The following is a 16,928-nucleotide window of genomic DNA, read 5'->3' as shown; positions in this document are numbered from 1 at the left end:
GTGTCGGACGCGTCCGGGGCGTCCGGGGTGTCGTGGGATGTCGTGTGGTGTCGGATGCGGCGTGCCGTATCCGGGTCAGGACGGTGCGGCGGGCTGCGGATCATGGCGCGGCATGGCCAGCAGGACGGAGAGGGCGAGCGCCGTGCCGCCGACCCGCAGGGTCAGCAGCAGCGGATCGTCGGGAAGCGTCTCGCCGAACGCGAGCGTCCCGAGGACCGCGGTGAACAGGCTGGTCACCGTGGTGCACACCGGCACGATGAGGGAGGCCCGGCAGCGCTGCAACGCCGTCTGCGACATCACCAGACCGGCCCCCGCGGTGAACAGCAGCAGATACGGATACGGGGACGCCAGCAGCGACCACGCGGCCTCGCCCGGATCGGTGCCGGTCAGGCGGCTGGACGTGCCCTTGATGGCCAGCGAGCTGACTCCGTAGAGCAGGCCCACCGCCACCCCGTACCCGATCCCGCTGGTCGGGACCCGGTGCCGTTTGGCCGCCCGGCTCTCGACCCGTACGTACAGCCAGACGCCCGCCCCCAGCGCGGGCACGCAGACCAGGAGCACCACGGCCCACGGCGCCCCGCCGCTCACCACGTCCTCGCCCTCGCGCACCGAGGCCACGACCATCAGCAGGGCGACCAGCACCCCGCCCAGCGCATAGCGTTCGCGGCCCGTCGACTCCTCGCCGAGCACGGCCGACGACAACAGCAGGAGCAGCACCAGACCGGAGACGAAGATGCCCTGCGCCGCCGCGATCGGCAGCGCCCGGTACACGATCAGCTGGGCCCCGAACCCGGCCGCCAGCGCCAGCGCGCCGACGATCCACAGCGGACTGGTCAGCAGTACCCGGATCACCCGCAGCGGCCGGCCGGCGGAGAGCGCGGGCAGCGAGCCGAGAGCCCGCTTCTCCACCACGAACCCCACGCTGTACAGCGCGTTGGCGACCAGCGCCGCGCCGACGCCCCACCACATCGAGCTACCTCCGCCGCGCGTGGGCCAGCAGGATGGAGGCCGCCCCGGGCACCGAGCACGCCGCCCGGTCCAGCAGCCGCAGCGGACGCGGCACCCCGTGGAAGGGGGCGCCCGTGATCCTCACGTCGTCGAAGCCGGACGCCGCCAGGAACGAGCGCAGCGCACGGGCCGTGTAGAGCCGCAGATGCCCGACCACCTCGGAGCCGGGGCGGCCGTGGATGCCGCGCAGACTGACCTCCGAGAACACCGGCTGCACCCCGGCGAGCAGCAGCGCCCGGTTGTACCAGGCCGCCAGGTTCGGGGTGGACAGCATCAGATGGCCGCCGGGCCGCAGGACCCGCCGCAGCTCGTCCAGCGCCTGGTCGGGGTCGACCAGATGCTCCAGGATCTCGCTGAACAGCACCGCGTCCGCGCACCCGTCGGCCAGCGGCAGCCCGCCGTGCTCCAGCTCGCCCCGCACCACGAGCCCCATCCGGGGCCGGGCCCGGCGCAGCGCGTCCTGCGACCAGTCGACGCCGATCAGCCGGTGACCGGCGAGGACCGGGGCCGCCGTGGCCGCCGCCGTGCCGTCGCCGCACCCGATGTCGAGGATCACCTGCCCCGGCGCGCCCAGCGCGTCGGCCAGCAGCCGGGCCTGCCGCAGGGTGCGCCCGTCGCCCGAGGCGACGGGAACGGCCGGGTTCTCGTAGAAGTCCCGCAGCCCGGGCGGGGGAGAGGTGGTGCCGGTCATACGGTCTCCGAGGACGTCGAGGCCAGGTGACGGGTGAACAGCTCGCGCAGGCGTACGCCGTCCTCGTCGCCCAGTAGGGTGCGCGACCAGCGCAGCGCCAGATGCAGCCGGCCGCCCGTGGACGCCGTGGTGAACGTCAGCCCCCGGGGCATCCGGGCGGGCGCGGAGAACCACACGGCCGTCGCCCGGCCCGCCTCCCCGAAGTCCAGCGGATACGGCACCCGGCCGATGTTGCTCAGCAGCGTCGTCGAGGTCCACGGCCCCGCCAGCACCCGCAGCCCCCGGGTGAGGGCGGCGCGGGCGGCCACCGGCAGCAGCGGCGCGGTCAGCAGGGAGGCGGAACGGCCCAACGGGGGCCGGGGGCGCGCCTTGAGCGCCCGGGTCCGCTCCGCGGTCGCCCGGAGCAGGGCCGGGATGTCCGCCCCGGGCGCCAGCTCGGACCCGGCGAAACCGACCTCCACCAGCCGGGTGCCGTTCCCGATCGGCATCTCGGGGCCCCGGGTGCGGTCGTCGACCGGCATGGTGATCCGCAGCGGCCGACGGTCGGCCCCCGGAGCGCCCTGCGTCCGGTTCCACTCGGCCACCGTGAGCGCGGTGGCCACCATCAGCTGGTCGTTCACCGTGTACGGCGCGCCGGACTCCCGCTTCGGGACCGGCAGTTCGACCAGCAGCATCGCGTTGCCCGGTACCGGCGCGGGCCCGGGCGAGCCCGCCGCGATCCGGGCGGGCCGGGCCAGGGGCGCCGCCGGGGACTCCCCGACGAGCGGCTCGGACGCCGGCCGCGCGGGTGCGGGGGCCGCCGGGACGCGGTGCGCGCCGTAGACCTCGGCGGCCGTCGCCGCCAGCCGCATGCAGGCCGGGCCGTCGAGCGCCGTGTGGTGCACGGTGAAGAGCAGCACGCACCCCTCGGTACCCGGCTCCTCGACCACGGCGAGCCGCAGCGGCGGCGAAGCCGTCAGCGGCGGAGCCTCGTCCAGCGACCGCGCCCGGGCCCGGTCGAGGACCCCGGGCGCGGACGCCGGGAAGGAGACCGGATCCGCGTCGGCACTCCCGGTCAGCTCCCACTCGTAGCGCCGGGCGAACGGTGACCGGGGGCGCTCCCGCATCAGGGCCCGAGGGTGCCGGGCCAGCGCCTCGGCGAACGCGGCGCGCAGCCGCGCCTCGTCCACCCGGCCGGGCAGATGGATCTCGATGTGCACGGTGTTCGGCTCGGCGTCCTGCGCACAGTGCCGGGCCACCTCGTCGACCACCGGGAACGGCACCCGGCCCGGGGCCCCGGGCCGGGGCGTACCGCCCCGCGCCCGGGGGTGCTGCGTGGTCGCCATCAGGTGCTCCCTCCGGGACGGGACGGCGGCGGCTGCTGACCGCCGGGCTGCTGCGTCGGGCCGTCACCGCCGTCACCTTCGTCCGAGCCCGAGCCCGAGCCCGAGCCCGAGCCCGAGCCCGAGCCCGAGCCCGAGCCCGAGCCCGAGCCCGAGCCCGAGCCCGAGCCCGAGCCCGAGCCCGAGCCCGAGCCCGAGCCCGAGGCCGACCCGTACCCGATTCCGGGCGCGGGAGGCGGAGTTCCCTGCGGACGCTTCGGGTCGGTGGACACCGTCCGGCCCGCAGTGGCGGTGGCCTGCGCCGGAACCGTGGGCGCCTCGCCGTCCGCGGCGGCCGTGCCCCGGCCCCCGGCGGCCCGCCTGCCGAGCGGCTCGCGCCCGGCCGTGACCAGTGCGGCGAACAGGCCGACCAGAGCGAGGAACTGGGCCGTCGCACCGAACGCGCCCTCGCCCGCCGCCGTGGTCTCCCCGGTGCCCACCGCCGCGACGACACCCGCGGCGGCCATCGCCGCGAACGCGACCGGCGCGAGCAGCCTCGGCCGGAAGTGGGCGAGTACGGCGAGGACCGGCACCGCCAGGGCGAGCGGCCCCGCGATCACCACCCCCACCAGGGTGAGCGCCACGGTGCCCAGGACCAGACCCGGACCCGGCACGACGGGCTGCTCCTCGGCCGCGTACGGCTCGGCTCCCCGCCGGCGCACGAACGCGAGCCCCACGAGCGCCAGGAGCAGGACACCCGCGCCGATCAGACCCACCTGGTAGATCCGGGCCGGCTCGTACTCCAGGGTGACCTTGCCGCCCTCGCCCTCCGGGATCAGCCAGGCCTGCTGCCAGCCGTCGATCCGCAGCGGCGTCAGCTCCTTGCCGTCCAGGGTGGCCTTCCAGCCCGTGTTGTGGTTCTCGTGGATCTGGAGGTAGGAGGCCTCGCCCGCGCCGACGGCGATCGTGCGCCGGTCGCCGTCGCCCCGCTCGACGTCCACCGGCCGCGGCGTGCCCGCCGAGGCCTCGGAGGTCCCGTTGCTCAGCGAGACGTCCGTGATGGCGAGCGGCCCCGCGTCACCCGCCTCGACCGTGGTGGACGAGGCGGCCAGCTCCACCGTGCCGCCCTCGGTGCACGGCGTGACCTCGATGGGGCGGCGCTGCGTCAGGTCCCGCACCAGACCCTCGGCGCGGGTCTCCAGGAACGTACCGCCGACGGACAGGACCGGACCCTTTCCGCAGGCCAGGCTGAACTTCTTGTCCGGCTTCGGCTGCGGCGAGCGGTACTCCTCCAGGGCCGGGATGTAGACCTCGCTCAGCCCCACCGGCAACTGCAACTGGTCGTCGGCGACCGGGTTGTGGACGGTCAGCGGAGCCTGACGCGAGATGGTGATGTCCATCCGGTCGGTCCTGATGGGCGAGAAGCGGGCCATGCCGTTCTCGTCCACGGAGGCCACCGCCGTGCCGTCGGGGGAGCTGATCTGCACCTGCTCGGGGCGGGTGGACAGACCGCCGGCCGCCGCGAAGACGATCTCCCCGACCTCCTTCTTCTCCGGCCAGGACAGACGCAGCGTGGGGCGTTCGCCCGCGATCCACGCCGTGGTCAGATCACCGTCGGTCAGGTTGCGCGCACTGAGGTTGGTGCCCAGCCGTGCGGTGGAGTCGGCGCTCACCTCGATCCTGTCCCGTTCGCCCGTCAGCTCGAACAGCAGCTTGTCCAGCTCCTCGCCGGGCACCGGCACCGCACTCGCGGACACCTGGTACGGGCCCGCCTCCTGGGCGGTGAACTGCCGGTGCAGGCCGACCTCGGCCGCCACCGACGACAGACCGCCCGGGTCGCTGCCCCGCCGCAGCGAGTAGACCGTGGAGTCCGCGCCCTCACGGGGCGCGTCGGAGGGCAGCTCCAGCATCCGGGTCACCTGCACCCCGGGGATCGCGATGTCCGTGAAACCGGCACCGGTGAGCCCGGGACGTCCCTGCTGGGACTCCAGGATCGTCACCTTCAGCCAGGAGGCCTGCCCCGCGGGCGCGGCCACCGTCTGCGCCGATCCGTCCGGCTTCAGCGGGCTGTCCTTGTGGCCCCGCTCGGTCTCGACCCGGACGACGGTCGGTGCGGCCCGCACGTTCGCGCTGGGCAGCGGCGTCACCTGGAGCGAGCCCGGAAGCTCCGTCGGAGTGGTGAAGTCGATCCGCACCCACTCGTCCTCGGGAGAGCCCGGGGACCCCTCCGCCCAGCCGGTGTCCGGGTTGCCGTCGAAGGCGTTGACCGGGTCGTACTGCGGCAGGTGGAACAGCCAGTTGCCCACCGACGAGGCGCTGACCTTCCTGGCGCCGCGCAGCACGGCCGTCGTCTGGTGCTCCGCGCCGGACGACGGCAGGATCTGCCGGGGGCTCCGGTCCGGATCCTGCGCGGCCTCCACCGCGTTGCGCTCGTCGGCGGTGTAGGTGTACGAGGTGTTGGAGTTGACCAGCCCGAACCGGGTGTCGGCACGCCGCAGCCCGTCGCCCGCCGCGTACAGCGACGGCCGTCCCAGACCCGGGTGCGCGTCACCGGCCAGGACGGTCGGCCGGCCGTTCAGCACGCCGCTCGCCGACAGCGGCAGCAGGGACTCGGGCCCGCCGCTCACGACGGCCGTCGAGGCCACCGGGGACGTGGTCGCCCGCCCCGGACGCTCCGTCGCGGCGGGCGGCTCGTAGATCTCCACGGCCCGCTGCCGCGGATAGAGGCCCTCGACCTGCACGGGGGTGTCCGCCGCGATCCGGCCGCCGGTCATCACCGGACCGAAGCCGGTGACGCGCTTGTACCCGGACGCCTCCAGGGTGCGCTTCACCGTGGTCGTGGGGACGTACCCCAACTGGTCGGGATCCAGGTCGTTGCGGACCACCACATGGTGCAGTCCCGCCCGGTTGAGGTACTCGCTCAGTCCCGGGACCTCGCCGCCGGTGGTCAGCGCCTGCTCGACGGCGTCCATCGCCCGCCGGTTGCCCGGCGTGCCGAACGGCACGTAGTCCCGCTGCGCCCAGGGCGAGTTCGCCAGCACGTCGAGCGGCTGGTCGATCGGGGAGCCCCAGGTGTAGATGCCGTGCGCGGTCGCGGGGACCACCAGGGCGCGGTCGTCGGCCGCGTTCTTCTTCAGCCAGCTCGCGGTCGTCTCCCAGTACGTGGGCAGCTGCTGGAACGAACCGGTCTGCAGGATCGAGCCGTTGACGTACGGCCAGGCGAGACCCGGCAGCACGAGCGCCGCGGCGATCACCGGCACGAGCCGGCGGGCGCGCACCGGGTTGCCGCCGCCACGCGCCACCGCGGCGACGGAGGCCACCGCGGTGAGGTGCGCGAGGCCCAGGGCGAGGGCCAGCGCCAGACCCGTCTGGAACTTGTAGATGTTGCGGAACGGCACCAGCCAGCCGTCCAGCCAGTCCTGCACGGTCCCGTGGAACAGCCCGCCCAGCGCACCGCCGTAGCCGGCGAGCGTGATGAGCGCGACGCTCAGCACGGTCAGCACCAGCCAGCGGCGCTCGGGCAGATCACGGCGCGCCAGGCCCGCCAGACCCAGGGCGGCGGCGAGCGACGAGCCCAGGATGGTGACGGTCGCGGTGGCGACGGTCCAGCCGGCGGGCAGCCAGGCCTCGCCGAAGTTCAGATAGCCGACCCAGTTCCCGCCGCCGCGCAGCACCTCGGTCGCCGACATGGTCGTCGTGGTGGTGTACGAGGACTCCACGTACGGCATGAAGTTCTCGCCGAAGGTGCCCAGCAGCAGCAGCGGAACGATCCACCAGGCGGTCGCCAGGACCACGCCCGGGATCCACCAGGCCAGCAGGGCGCGCTTGCGCGGCCCGCCGGGGCGGGACAGCAGATACAGCCCCACCGGCAGCAGCGAGGCCAGCGTGGACGCGGCGTTGACGCCGCCCATCAGCGGGATCAGCAGCGCGGAGCGGGCGGCGGCGATCCTCGGCGCGAGGCGCGGGTCCGTCAGCGGCAGCAGCACCCACGGCAGCAGGGCGCCCGGCAGGGCCGCCGCCGAGGTCGAGCCCACGACGATGGTGTACGTCGGCCACAGCGCGTACGCGACCGCGGCCGGCAGCCGGGTGGCCGGAGAACCCACGGCCAGCCGCTCCGCCAGCCGGAGCGCACCCCAGAAGGCGGTCGCCACGATCAGCGACAGCCACAGCCGCTCCGCGAGCCAGACCGGTACGTGCAGCAGGTCGGCGGCCCCGTAGTACGGCAGCATCGGGATGGCGTAGCCCACGTACTGGTCGGCGATCCCGCCGAACCCGGCCCGGCTGTGCCACAGCTCGCCCAGGTCGCCCAGGAAGCGCCAGGGGTCCACGACGACGCCGAGCTTCGTGTCGAACGTCATCCGGCCGGGCGACACCGCGAGGAACGCCGCGAACACCGCGGCCCAGAAGCCCAGCAGCCACCGCCGCGAACGGGGCGTGGGCGGTCCGTCGGCTGGACCCGAGGGCGCGGGACCCGCGCCCTCGGGTGCCGTGGACCGGGGTGGGTGGACAGCGCTGGTCATGAACACCGCCGGAGGATGAGGAGGAGGTTCCAGGTGGCGAATTCCCGCAGGACGGGGATGCGCGGCACGAGCTGGGGAAGGACGGGCCAGTAGCGTGAGCGGGCTGAGACGACGGCCACGTCGGAGCGGCTCCGGACGTGGCTCAGGGTCTCCCCGACGCCGATCTTGAAGAGGTTCTCGCCGAGCCGGTGTTTGGCCGGGCCGCCGGTGCGCCGCTCGTAGCGGCTCCGGGCGCGTTCGGCGCCGAGGTAGTGCCAGGGCGCCCACTCATGGCCGCCCCACGGGGAGAGCCAGTTGGTGTACGAGACGTAGATGAGGCCGCCGGGGCGGGTCACCCGCGCCATCTCGCTGAGGAAGGTGTGCGGATCGGCGACGTGCTCCAGCACGTTGGAGGAGAAGCAGACGTCGGCCGCGCCGTCGGCGAGCGGCAGCAGATAGCCGTCGGCGACGACGGTGTCCGCGCGCTGCCCGGGGCCGATCTCCGCCGGATCCGGTTCGAAGAGGTAGCTGTGCGCGCCGCGCCGCCGGAACTCGCGGGTGAAGTAGCCGTCGCCGCCGCCGATGTCCACGACGACCTTGTCGCGGAGCGGGCCGTGCCGCTCGACCTGGTCGGCCGCGTCACGGGCCAGCAGGGTGTACGCCGTGGCGGGGTCGCCCTGTTCGCGCAGGAAGGCGCGGAACAGGGCGGCCGACCGCCGGAACGAGGGGTCCTTCACGCGCTCGCGCCGATCACCGGGACGCCCGGGCCGACCACGGCCCCGGCGCCGGCGGTCGCCTCGGCGGCGACCGCGGCGAACCGGCGCACACTGGCGGTCCACCGGTAGTCGGCGGCCCGTTCGCGGGCCGCCTTGCCCATCGCCTCGCGCCGCTCGTCGTCCAGCGCGAGCGCGCACCAGGAGGCGGCGAAGGACGACGCCCCGGGCGCGAGGATCCCGGTCACACCGTCCTCGACGGAGTCGCGCAGCCCCGGCACGTCGAAGCCCAGGGTCGGGGTGGACCTGGCCGCGGCCTCCGTGACCACCAGCCCCCACCCCTCCACGGCCGCCGGGTGCAGCAGCATCCACGCGGCGCAGAGCAGCCGGTGCTTCTCCGCCTCGGTCACATGACCGGCGAACTCCACACCGGGACCGGCGAGCTGTTCCAGCCGGGCCCGCTCGGGGCCGTCGCCGACGATGACGAGCCGCCCGCCGGTGACCGGCCGGACCCGCTCCCAGAGCTGGAGCAGCAGATCGATCCGCTTGTAGTCGACGAGCCGGCCCAGCGCCACGAACAGCGGTGTGCCGGACCGCTCGCCCTGCGGGCTCGGCTCCTGGACCCCGTTGTGCACCACCCGGATCCGCCGGTCGGGCACGCCCAGTTCGCGCAGCGCGCCCGCCGTGGACGGGGACACCGCGATCATCAGGTGGTCGCGGTAGGCGCGGGACAGCGCCCAGTGTTCGAGCTTGCGTCCGGCACGGGCCACCGGCGTCGGGAAGCGCATGTCCCACAGATCGGTGTGCACATGGTTGACCAGGCAGACCGTGGGTCCGCGGTGCCACAGGGGGGCCAGGTACGGCATGCCGTTGCAGACCTCGACGAGCAGGTCGCACGAGCCGACCTGCCGGGCGAACGCGGACCGCGCGCCGACGTAGTGCCCCAGCGCGGAGCCGGCCGAGACGACCCGGTAGGGCCGCCGGGCGGCCGGTCCGCCGCACAGCAGCGTGACGTCGTGGCCCTGCTCGGTGAGCCCCAGGGCGAGCTGGTCGACCAGCAGCTCGGAGCCGCCGGCGGCCGGATTGCCCAGGTCGCGATGGGCGAGGAAGACGATACGTCTCGGGGTCGCGGGGACCGTGGCGGGCGCCGGGCCCTGACCCGGGCGCGCGACGGCGTCAAGCAGTGGGGGAGGGACGTGCTGGGGCATGGGTGCTCCAACTCGGCTCGGGGGACGGGGACTCCGGGGAGCGGCCCTCGGGGCGAGGGCCGCTCGGAGCGGGGACGTACCGGGGGGCCGGGACAGGGGTGCGCCGGGCCGGGAAGCCGGCCGCGGGGCGAGGGATCGGGAAGAGTGATGAGGGAGAACAGGTGATGAGGGTGATGAGGGTGATGACGAAGTGAAGAGGAGAGGGGTGGACGGGGACGAGACCGGGGGGCCGTGCTCTGGTGGGGATAGACAGTTTTCGGCACGGGTACGCGACCGGCTACTCACCGGTGCAACAACTTGCCGGTAACTCAGGTGTGCGGAATCGTCATCATGTGAGTGTTCCGCGCTTCCGGCTCCGTCCGGCGGCCACGGACGAGGAGCACGACGCCCGCCAGCGCGAGCACACCGCCCAGCCCGGCCGCCCCGGCCGGCGCGGTCGTGCCGAGCATCGCCAGCCGGTCGCTGTCCGCCGACGCCAGCTCGACCTGCTTGAGCTGGGTCTCCTCGGTGAACTCCACCCGCTTGCTCTCCAGGAGCACGACGGCGTCCTTCTCGGAGCCCGGGGCGCGCAGTGTCTTCTTCGGGCCGATCGCCGCGTTCATGATGCGGCCGGTGCGCTGGTCCACCACCAGCTCGATGCCGCTGTTGGAATACCACTCCTCGGCCAGCACCTGGGGAATCTTCTTCTTCCCGACGAGCACTCCCGGCACCTGCCGCACCCCGGTCCTCGTGGGCTCGACCTCGCCCTTGAAGAGCAGACCGGAGTAGCCCTGAACCTCCTGCTCACCGGCGTAGGAGAGCCGTACGACCCCGCCGAGCGTGCCGTCCCACCAGCGGTAGGAGCGCTTCTCGACGTCGAAGGGGAACTTGAGATAGGCCTCCCCGTCGAACGTCGGGGACTCCTCGCAGCAGTGGACCGGCTCGTTGGTGACCCGGTCGGTCACCCAGCGCTCCAGCGTCCACTGGAGGGCGTCACGGGGGTCCGAGGCGGGCAGGGTGTCCTGGTGGTCGACCGAGGTGGAGACGTCCCACACGGCGTTGCCGCTCTTCTCGCTGTCGGCCACGTCGCCGCGCACCTGCCGCGTGATCGTGATCGTTCTGCCGTCGACCGTCTCCACCTCGGACGTGTCGAAATAGCTGCCCATTCCGGTGAAGACGGTGGTGGTGTCGATGTCGATGGGGGTGCGCTTGGCGTGCGGCTGGACGTACCAGACGAGCAGCGGCGCGAGGACGAGCAGGAAGACACCTGCCCCCAGCAGGACAAGCGACAGGGGTGAAGCGTTGTGGCGCATCCGGGCACTCCTGGGTCGAAATCTCTTCGCGGAGGTGCACGGGCCCGGGCCGGTCAGCCCTTGATTGGCGTGAACAGTAAGCAAGCCCTTGACGGAATGTCAATGTGCTGTCGACACTGTGTCCCAGCCGGAGGGGCCCGGCTGACGGGGTGGGGATCGCCTCCAGCAAGGAGCTGACCCGAACTATGCGCAGACTCATCGCCGCCGCTGTCACCGTCCTGGTGGCCGCCACGCTCGCCGTTGGCGCGGCGGTCGGTGCCGTGGCACTGCTCGACGCCACTCCCGACCAGCCCAATACGCCCCTGATCAGCTATGACACCGCCCCGGCGGCTCCGTGACCCGCCCGGCCTGGCAGGACGTCCCCCGGTCGAAGCTCGACCGTTTCGAGGCGATCGCCCGGGCCGAGGCGCCTGAGCTCGCTCAGACGATCCTGTACCAGATTCGCCAGGAGTATCCCTATCTGCACCTGGTCGAGGACGAGTCCGGGGAGCCGCTGGCCCTCGTCGGTATCCGCCGCGCCATCGAAGGCTTCGTCCACAACCTCACCGCCGGCGCGCACCCGCGGGTGCCGCCGGAGATGTTCCAGGAGTTCGGGCGCGGCGAGGGGCTGGAGGGCCGCAGCCTCGACGCGCTCCAGGCCATCTATCGCCTCGGGGTCCGGCTCACCTGGCGCAGGCTCGCCGAGATCGGCCAGCAGGCCGACATTCCCGCGCCCGCCATGTACGAGCTGGCCGAATCGGGATTCGAGTATCTGGACGGGCTCGTGGAACAGTCGGTACGGGGCTACGCCGAGGCGGCGGCCCGGCGCGCGAGTGAACGGCTCCGCCTCCAGCGCCAGCTGATCGAGCTCCTCCTGGTGGAACACCGGGGCGATGTGTCCGTGGCCCTGTCCGAGCGGGCCGCCCGCATCGGCTGGGAACTCCCGGAGACGATCGCCGTGGGCGTGCTCATGCGCCCGGCCCGCGAGGCCGTGGCCCCGGCGGTCGGGCAGGGCATCCTGCTGGAGATGGAGAGCGAGCAGCCGCGCATCGTGATCCCCGACCCGGACACGGCGGGCCGCGCGGAGATCCTGCGACGCGCCACGGCCGGCTGGTCCGGGGCGATCGGGCCGGCGGTCCCGCTGGCGGCCGCGGCGACCTCGCTGCGCTGGGCGGAGACCGCGGTCCAGCTGATCAAGAAGGGTCTGCTGCCGCAGGGCGAGGTGCTGTACTGCACCGAGCGGACGGAGGAGCTGCTGCTGCTCCCCGCCCAGGAGCTGATCGACGCGTCCGCCCGCCGCTGCCTCGCCCCGCTGGACGGCCTCGGCCCGACCCAGGCCCGGCGCCTGGCCGAGACGCTGCTCGCCTGGATCGAGACCCCCGGCGGCGCCCCGGAGGTGGCCGCCCGCCTCGGCATCCACCCCCAGACGGCCCGCTACCGGCTGCGGCAGATCCGCGAGCTCTGGGGCGACGCCATCGACGAACCGGACCAGCGCTTCGAGATGCTCCTGGTGCTCCGCGCCCGGCGCCTGCGGGGTGATCCGGCCGCCGCTCCGGGCTGAACCGCGACCGGCGGGCCGGACGTCCGCGAACGTCCGGCCGCCGGGGTCCGGGGCCTCGGGAGTGCCGGGATCAGACCGGGGTGACGTACGCCCCGGCGATCCCGCCGTCGACCAGGAAGTCCGTGGCGTTCACGAACGAGGAGTCGTCGCTCGCGAGGAACGCGACGGCGGCGGCGATCTCCGTCGGCTCGGCGAACCGGCCGACCGGGATGTGCACCAGCCGCCGCGCGGCCCGCTCCGGGTCCTTGGCGAACAGCTCCTGGAGCAACGGGGTGTTGACCGGACCCGGGCACAGGGCGTTGACCCGGATCCCGTCGCGCGCGAACTGCACGCCGAGCTCGCGCGACATCGCCAGGACCCCGCCCTTGGACGCGGTGTACGAGATCTGCGAGGTGGCCGCGCCCATCCGGGCCACGAAGGACGCCGTGTTGATGATGGAGCCCTTGCCCTGCTCGCGCATGTAGGGGATCGCCGCCTTGCAGCAGAGGTACACGGAGGTCAGGTTGACCTCCTGCACCCGCCGCCACGCCTCCAGGCCGGTGTCCAGGATGGAGTCGTCGTCGGGCGGGGAGATGCCCGCGTTGTTGAACGCGATGTCGACCGAGCCGTAGGTGTCGAACGCGGCCTTGAAGAGGGCGTCGACCTGGTCGGCGTCGGTGACGTCGGTACGGACGAAGAGCCCGCCCGTCTCCTCGGCGGCGGCCTTGCCGCTCTCCTCGTCCACATCGGCGCAGACGACGTGCGCGCCCTCGGCGGCCAGCCGCCGGACGGTGGCCAGGCCGATGCCGCTGCCGGCTCCGGTGACGACGGCGGTGCGGCCGACCAGACGGCGGCAGACGGATGAGGTGTCGGTCATGGTGCTCAGGCCTCCGTGCTGATGAAGACGTTCTTGGTCTCGGTGAAGGCGGCCACCGCGTCCGGGCCGAGCTCGCGGCCCAGACCCGACTGCTTGTAACCGCCGAAGGGAGTCGAATAGCGCACGCTGGAGTGCGAGTTGACGGAGAGGTTGCCCGCCCGCAGCCCCTGGCTCACGCGCAGCGCGCGGCCGACGTCCCGGGTCCAGACCGAGCCGGCCAGCCCGTAGTCGGTGGCGTCGGCGAGGCGCAGCGCGTCCTGTTCGTCCTCGAACGGCAGGACCACCGCGACCGGCCCGAAGACCTCCTCCACGGCCACCGGCGCCTCGGGCGAGACCCCGGTGAGGACGGTCGGCGGGTACCAGAACCCGGGGCCGTCGGGGGCCGTACCGAGCAGGGCCCGTACGCCGTCGGCGCCGCTGTCGCCGTCGACGAGCCCCCGCACCCGGTCGAGCTGGAGTGCCGAGATCAGTGGGCCCATCTGCGTCTTCTCGTCGGCCGGGTCGCCCACCACCACGGCGGCGACGGCCGGGGCGAGCAGGTCGAGGAAGCGGTCGTACACGGACCGCTCGACGAGGATCCGGGTGCGGGCGCAGCAGTCCTGACCGGCGTTGTCCAGGAAGGACATCGGTGCGGCCGCCGCGGCGGCCTCCACGTCGGCGTCGGCGAAGACGATGTTGGGGCTCTTGCCGCCCAGCTCCAGGGTGAGCCGCTTCACGCGCTCCGCGCAGCGGGACATGATGTGCTTGCCGGTCCGGGTGGAGCCGGTGAACACGATCTTCGCGACGCCCGGGTGCTCGACCAGGGCGCTCCCGGCCACCGGGCCCTCGCCGGGCAGCACCTGGAACAGTCCCTCGGGAAGACCGGCCTCCAGAGCGAGTTCGGCCAGTCGGAGAGCGGTCAGAGGCGTCGTCTCGGCGGGCTTGAGGAGGACGGCGTTGCCCGCCGCGAGGGCCGGGGCGAGGCCCCAGGCGGCGATCGGCATCGGGAAGTTCCACGGAGCGATGACCCCGACGACGCCCAGCGGCTCCAGGAGCGTGAAGTCGATGCCGCCCGCCACCGGGATCTGCCGGCCCAGCAGCCGTTCGGCCCCGCCCGCGCTGTAGTCGAGGAGATCGCGTACGTTGCCGGCCTCCCACCGGGCGTTGCCGATGGTGTGCCCGGCCTCGCGGACCTCCAGCCGGGCCAGTTCCTCGACGTGTTCGTCGACGACGACGGCGAAGCGGCGCAGCAGCCGCGCCCGGTCGGCGGGCGCGGCGGCCGCCCAGCGGCGCTGGGCCGTGGCGGACAGGGTGACGGCTGCGTCCACATCGGCGGCGGAGGCCGCGGGGACGGTGGCGACGACCTCGGCGGTCGCCGGGTTGAGGACGTCCAGAGTGGGTGGTGACACGTACGGACCCCGATCACGGAAGCTGGTGGTGGTGCGGAGGGTTTCTGGCGGTCAGAGGCGTTCGAAGGAGCGGCGCAGCTCCCAGTCGGTCACCGCGGAGTCGTACGCGGTCAGTTCGACGCGGGCCATGTTCAGGTAGTGGGCGACGACCTCCTCGCCGAACGCCTCCTTGGCGACGGGGCTGGCCTCCCACAGCTCGGCGGCCTCGCGCAGGGTCGTCGGCACCTGGTCGTAGTCCCCGGTGTAGGCGTTGCCCGTACAGGGCTCGGGCAGCTCCAGCCGGTGCTCGACCCCGTACAGTCCGGCGGCGACGAGTCCGGCGACGGCCAGGTGCGGGTTGACGTCGCCGCCCGGCAGCCGGTTCTCGAAGCGCATCGAGCGCCCGTGGCCGACGACCCGCAGGGCGCAGGTGCGGTTGTCGACGCCCCAGGCGACGGCGGTGGGGGCGAAGGAGCCGGGCTGGAAGCGTTTGTAGGAGTTGATGGTGGGCGCGTAGAGGAGGGAGAAGTCCCGCAGGGCGGCGAGCTGGCCGGCCAGGAAGTGCCGCATCAGCTCGGACATGCCGTCCTCGCCCTCGCCCGCCATCATGTTCGCGCCGTCCGCGTCGGTCAGCGAGAGGTGGATGTGACAGGAGTTGCCCTCGCGCTCGTCGTACTTCGCCATGAACGTCAGCGAGACGCCCTCCTGGGCCGCGATCTCCTTGGCGCCCGTCTTGTAGACGGCGTGCTGGTCGCAGGTGGTGAGCGCCTCGTCGTAGCGGAAGACGATCTCGTGCTGGCCGGGATTGCACTCGCCCTTGGCGGACTCGACGGTCAGCCCGGCCTCCTGCATCTCGTTGCGGATCCGGCGCAGCAGCGGCTCGATGCGGCCGGTGCCGAGGATCGAGTAGTCGATGTTGTACTGGTTGGCCGGGGTCAGCCCGCGGTAGTCGCGGTCCCAGGCCTCCTCGTAGCTGTCCCGGAAGACGATGAACTCCAGCTCCGTGCCCACCTGGGCGGTGCAGCCGAGCTCCGCCAGCCGGTCGAGCTGGCGGCGCAGGATCTGACGCGGGGCGGCGACGACCGGACTGCCGTCGTGCCAGGCGAGATCCGCGATCAGCAGCGCGGTCCCCTCGTGCCAGGGGACGGGGCGCAGGGTGGCGGGGTCGGGGACCATGCCGAAGTCACCGTAGCCGTTCTCCCACGAGGACATCGCGTAGCCGTCGACGGTCCGCATCTCGGTGTCCACGGCCAGGAGGTAGTTGCAGCCCTCGGTGCCGTGCTCCAGCACCTCGTCGAGGAAGAACCCGGCCGAGAACCGCTTCCCCTGGAGGCGGCCCTGCATGTCCGGGAAGGCCAGCACCACGGTGTCTATCGACCCGTCCGCGACCCGGGAGCGGAGCTCGTCGACGCCGAGCGGGGGTGTGCGGTCTGCCACGGGATGCCTCCTTGGGTGAACCGAGAGGCTTAAGGTATGGCAGAGGACCATTGCTTGGGAAGGGGATCCGCCCGTGGGTACGAGGAGAAGAGCGGACGACACCCGTCCGGCGGCAGGAGCGGCAGGAGCGGCAGAAGTGGCGGGAGGGGCAGAAGTGGTGCGTACGTCCGTAACCGATGGGGCGGCGGTGGCCGGCGCGACCGTGACCGCGACCGGGGGCGGCGCCGCGACCGACCGGCTGGACTCCGTGCTGCGGCCCGTCCGCGCGGGCAACGGCTTCGAGGAGGCGCTGGAGCAGGTCCTCCAGCTGCTGCGCCTGGGGCTGGTCCCGCCCGGCGAACGGCTGCCCTCCGAACGCGAGTTGTCCCAGCACCTGAGGATCAGCAGGGTGACGCTGCGCGAGGTCCTCAAGGTCCTCCAGGACCAGGGCATGGTCGAGAGCCGCCGGGGCCGCTACGGAGGAACGTTCGTCCTGCCGCGCACCGCCGCCCCCGACGGCAGCGACGAACTGCGCCGCCGCATCGCCGCCGTCGACGTGGAGGACACCCTGCGCTTCCGCGAGGTGCTGGAGGCCGGAGCCGCGGGCCTGTGCGCCGAAGGGCTCACGGCGGACGGCGGGGCCGGGCTGCGGGCCGCGCTCGACGCGACGCAGGGGGCCAGGCTGGAGGACTACCGCCGTCAGGACACCCTGCTCCACCTCACGCTCGCCGAACTCTCCGGCTCCCGCACGCTCGCCGCCCAGTACGCCGCGGTCCGGGCCACCCTCAACGAACTGCTCGACTGCATCCCGCTGCTGGTGCGCAACCTGGAGCACTCCCAGCAGCAGCACGCGGCCGTCGTCGAGGCGGTGCTCGACCGGGACGCGGACGCGGCCCGCGAGATGATGCGCGAGCACTGCGGAGGCACGGCGGCCCTGCTGCGCGGCTTCCTCGCCTGAGCGTGAGGCCCGGACCCGGACCCGGGCCCCGCGGGGTGGGCGGGGCGTCGAATCCGTAACCCCTCTTTAACGCACGCCC

The 16,928-nt window shown here is 73.5% G+C and carries 13 protein-coding genes; 3 read left to right on the top strand and 10 right to left on the bottom strand.

The window, feature by feature from the left end:
- Window positions 1-75 precede the first annotated feature (75 nt).
- The 7 genes from OG245_RS03465 to OG245_RS03435 form a co-directional block, all read right to left on the bottom strand.
- On the bottom strand, window positions 76-969 hold the full coding sequence (locus OG245_RS03465) for a hypothetical protein (protein WP_371622066.1): 894 nt from the start codon (window positions 967-969) through the stop codon (window positions 76-78).
- 4 nt (window positions 970-973) lie between these two features.
- Entirely contained in the window at window positions 974-1,699 is a 726-nt protein-coding gene (locus tag OG245_RS03460) for a class I SAM-dependent methyltransferase (RefSeq protein WP_215110677.1), read from the bottom strand.
- Window positions 1,696-3,024 (bottom strand): condensation protein, encoded by a 1,329-nt coding sequence (locus tag OG245_RS03455; protein WP_371622065.1) that lies wholly within the window; start codon window positions 3,022-3,024, stop codon window positions 1,696-1,698. Before OG245_RS03455 ends, OG245_RS03460 begins: the two co-directional genes overlap by 4 nt.
- The gene (locus OG245_RS03450; RefSeq protein ID WP_371622064.1) at window positions 3,024-7,520 is read right to left on the bottom strand and encodes an alpha-(1->3)-arabinofuranosyltransferase family protein; all 4,497 of its coding nucleotides are present in this window, start codon (window positions 7,518-7,520) and stop codon (window positions 3,024-3,026) included. Before OG245_RS03450 ends, OG245_RS03455 begins: the two co-directional genes overlap by 1 nt.
- Window positions 7,517-8,236, bottom strand: a complete 720-nt coding sequence (locus OG245_RS03445) for a class I SAM-dependent methyltransferase (RefSeq protein ID WP_030083088.1) — start codon at window positions 8,234-8,236, stop codon at window positions 7,517-7,519. Before OG245_RS03445 ends, OG245_RS03450 begins: the two co-directional genes overlap by 4 nt.
- Window positions 8,233-9,420, bottom strand: coding sequence for a glycosyltransferase family 4 protein (locus tag OG245_RS03440; protein ID WP_371622063.1), 1,188 nt, complete (start codon window positions 9,418-9,420; stop codon window positions 8,233-8,235). The genes OG245_RS03445 and OG245_RS03440 overlap by 4 nt, the downstream gene beginning before the upstream one ends.
- Window positions 9,421-9,728: 308 nt before the next feature.
- On the bottom strand, window positions 9,729-10,712 hold the full coding sequence (locus tag OG245_RS03435) for a DUF3068 domain-containing protein (RefSeq protein WP_371622062.1): 984 nt from the start codon (window positions 10,710-10,712) through the stop codon (window positions 9,729-9,731).
- Between the two features lie 185 nt (window positions 10,713-10,897).
- Between OG245_RS03435 and OG245_RS03430 the strand changes: the two genes are divergently transcribed.
- Both OG245_RS03430 and OG245_RS03425 read left to right on the top strand, forming a co-directional pair.
- Window positions 10,898-11,050 (top strand): hypothetical protein, encoded by a 153-nt coding sequence (locus tag OG245_RS03430; protein WP_371622061.1) that lies wholly within the window; start codon window positions 10,898-10,900, stop codon window positions 11,048-11,050.
- On the top strand, window positions 11,047-12,252 hold the full coding sequence (locus OG245_RS03425) for a helix-turn-helix domain-containing protein (RefSeq protein ID WP_371622060.1): 1,206 nt from the start codon (window positions 11,047-11,049) through the stop codon (window positions 12,250-12,252). The genes OG245_RS03430 and OG245_RS03425 overlap by 4 nt, the downstream gene beginning before the upstream one ends.
- 70 nt (window positions 12,253-12,322) lie before the next feature.
- On the opposite strand, the gene OG245_RS03420 is transcribed toward OG245_RS03425, so the two are convergent.
- Genes OG245_RS03420 through OG245_RS03410 form a run of 3 tightly spaced genes read right to left on the bottom strand, consistent with a single transcriptional unit; the run spans window position 12,323 to window position 15,912 of the window.
- Complete coding sequence (locus OG245_RS03420) at window positions 12,323-13,108, bottom strand: 3-oxoacyl-ACP reductase (RefSeq protein ID WP_371622059.1); 786 nt, start codon at window positions 13,106-13,108, stop codon at window positions 12,323-12,325.
- Window positions 13,109-13,113: 5 nt separating this feature from the next.
- Complete coding sequence (locus tag OG245_RS03415; protein ID WP_371622058.1) at window positions 13,114-14,496, bottom strand: aldehyde dehydrogenase; 1,383 nt, start codon at window positions 14,494-14,496, stop codon at window positions 13,114-13,116.
- Window positions 14,497-14,547: 51 nt separating this feature from the next.
- Entirely contained in the window at window positions 14,548-15,912 is a 1,365-nt protein-coding gene (locus tag OG245_RS03410; RefSeq protein ID WP_371622057.1) for a glutamine synthetase family protein, read from the bottom strand.
- 187 nt (window positions 15,913-16,099) lie between these two features.
- Between OG245_RS03410 and OG245_RS03405 the strand changes: the two genes are divergently transcribed.
- Entirely contained in the window at window positions 16,100-16,849 is a 750-nt protein-coding gene (locus tag OG245_RS03405; RefSeq protein ID WP_371627797.1) for a FadR/GntR family transcriptional regulator, read from the top strand.
- The last annotated feature ends 79 nt before the right edge of the window (window positions 16,850-16,928 follow it).

The organism is Streptomyces sp. NBC_01116, assembly GCF_041435495.1.
In the GTDB taxonomy this organism is placed as follows: Bacteria; Actinomycetota; Actinomycetes; order Streptomycetales; family Streptomycetaceae; genus Streptomyces.
This window is presented reverse-complemented; position numbering and strand designations above follow the sequence as displayed.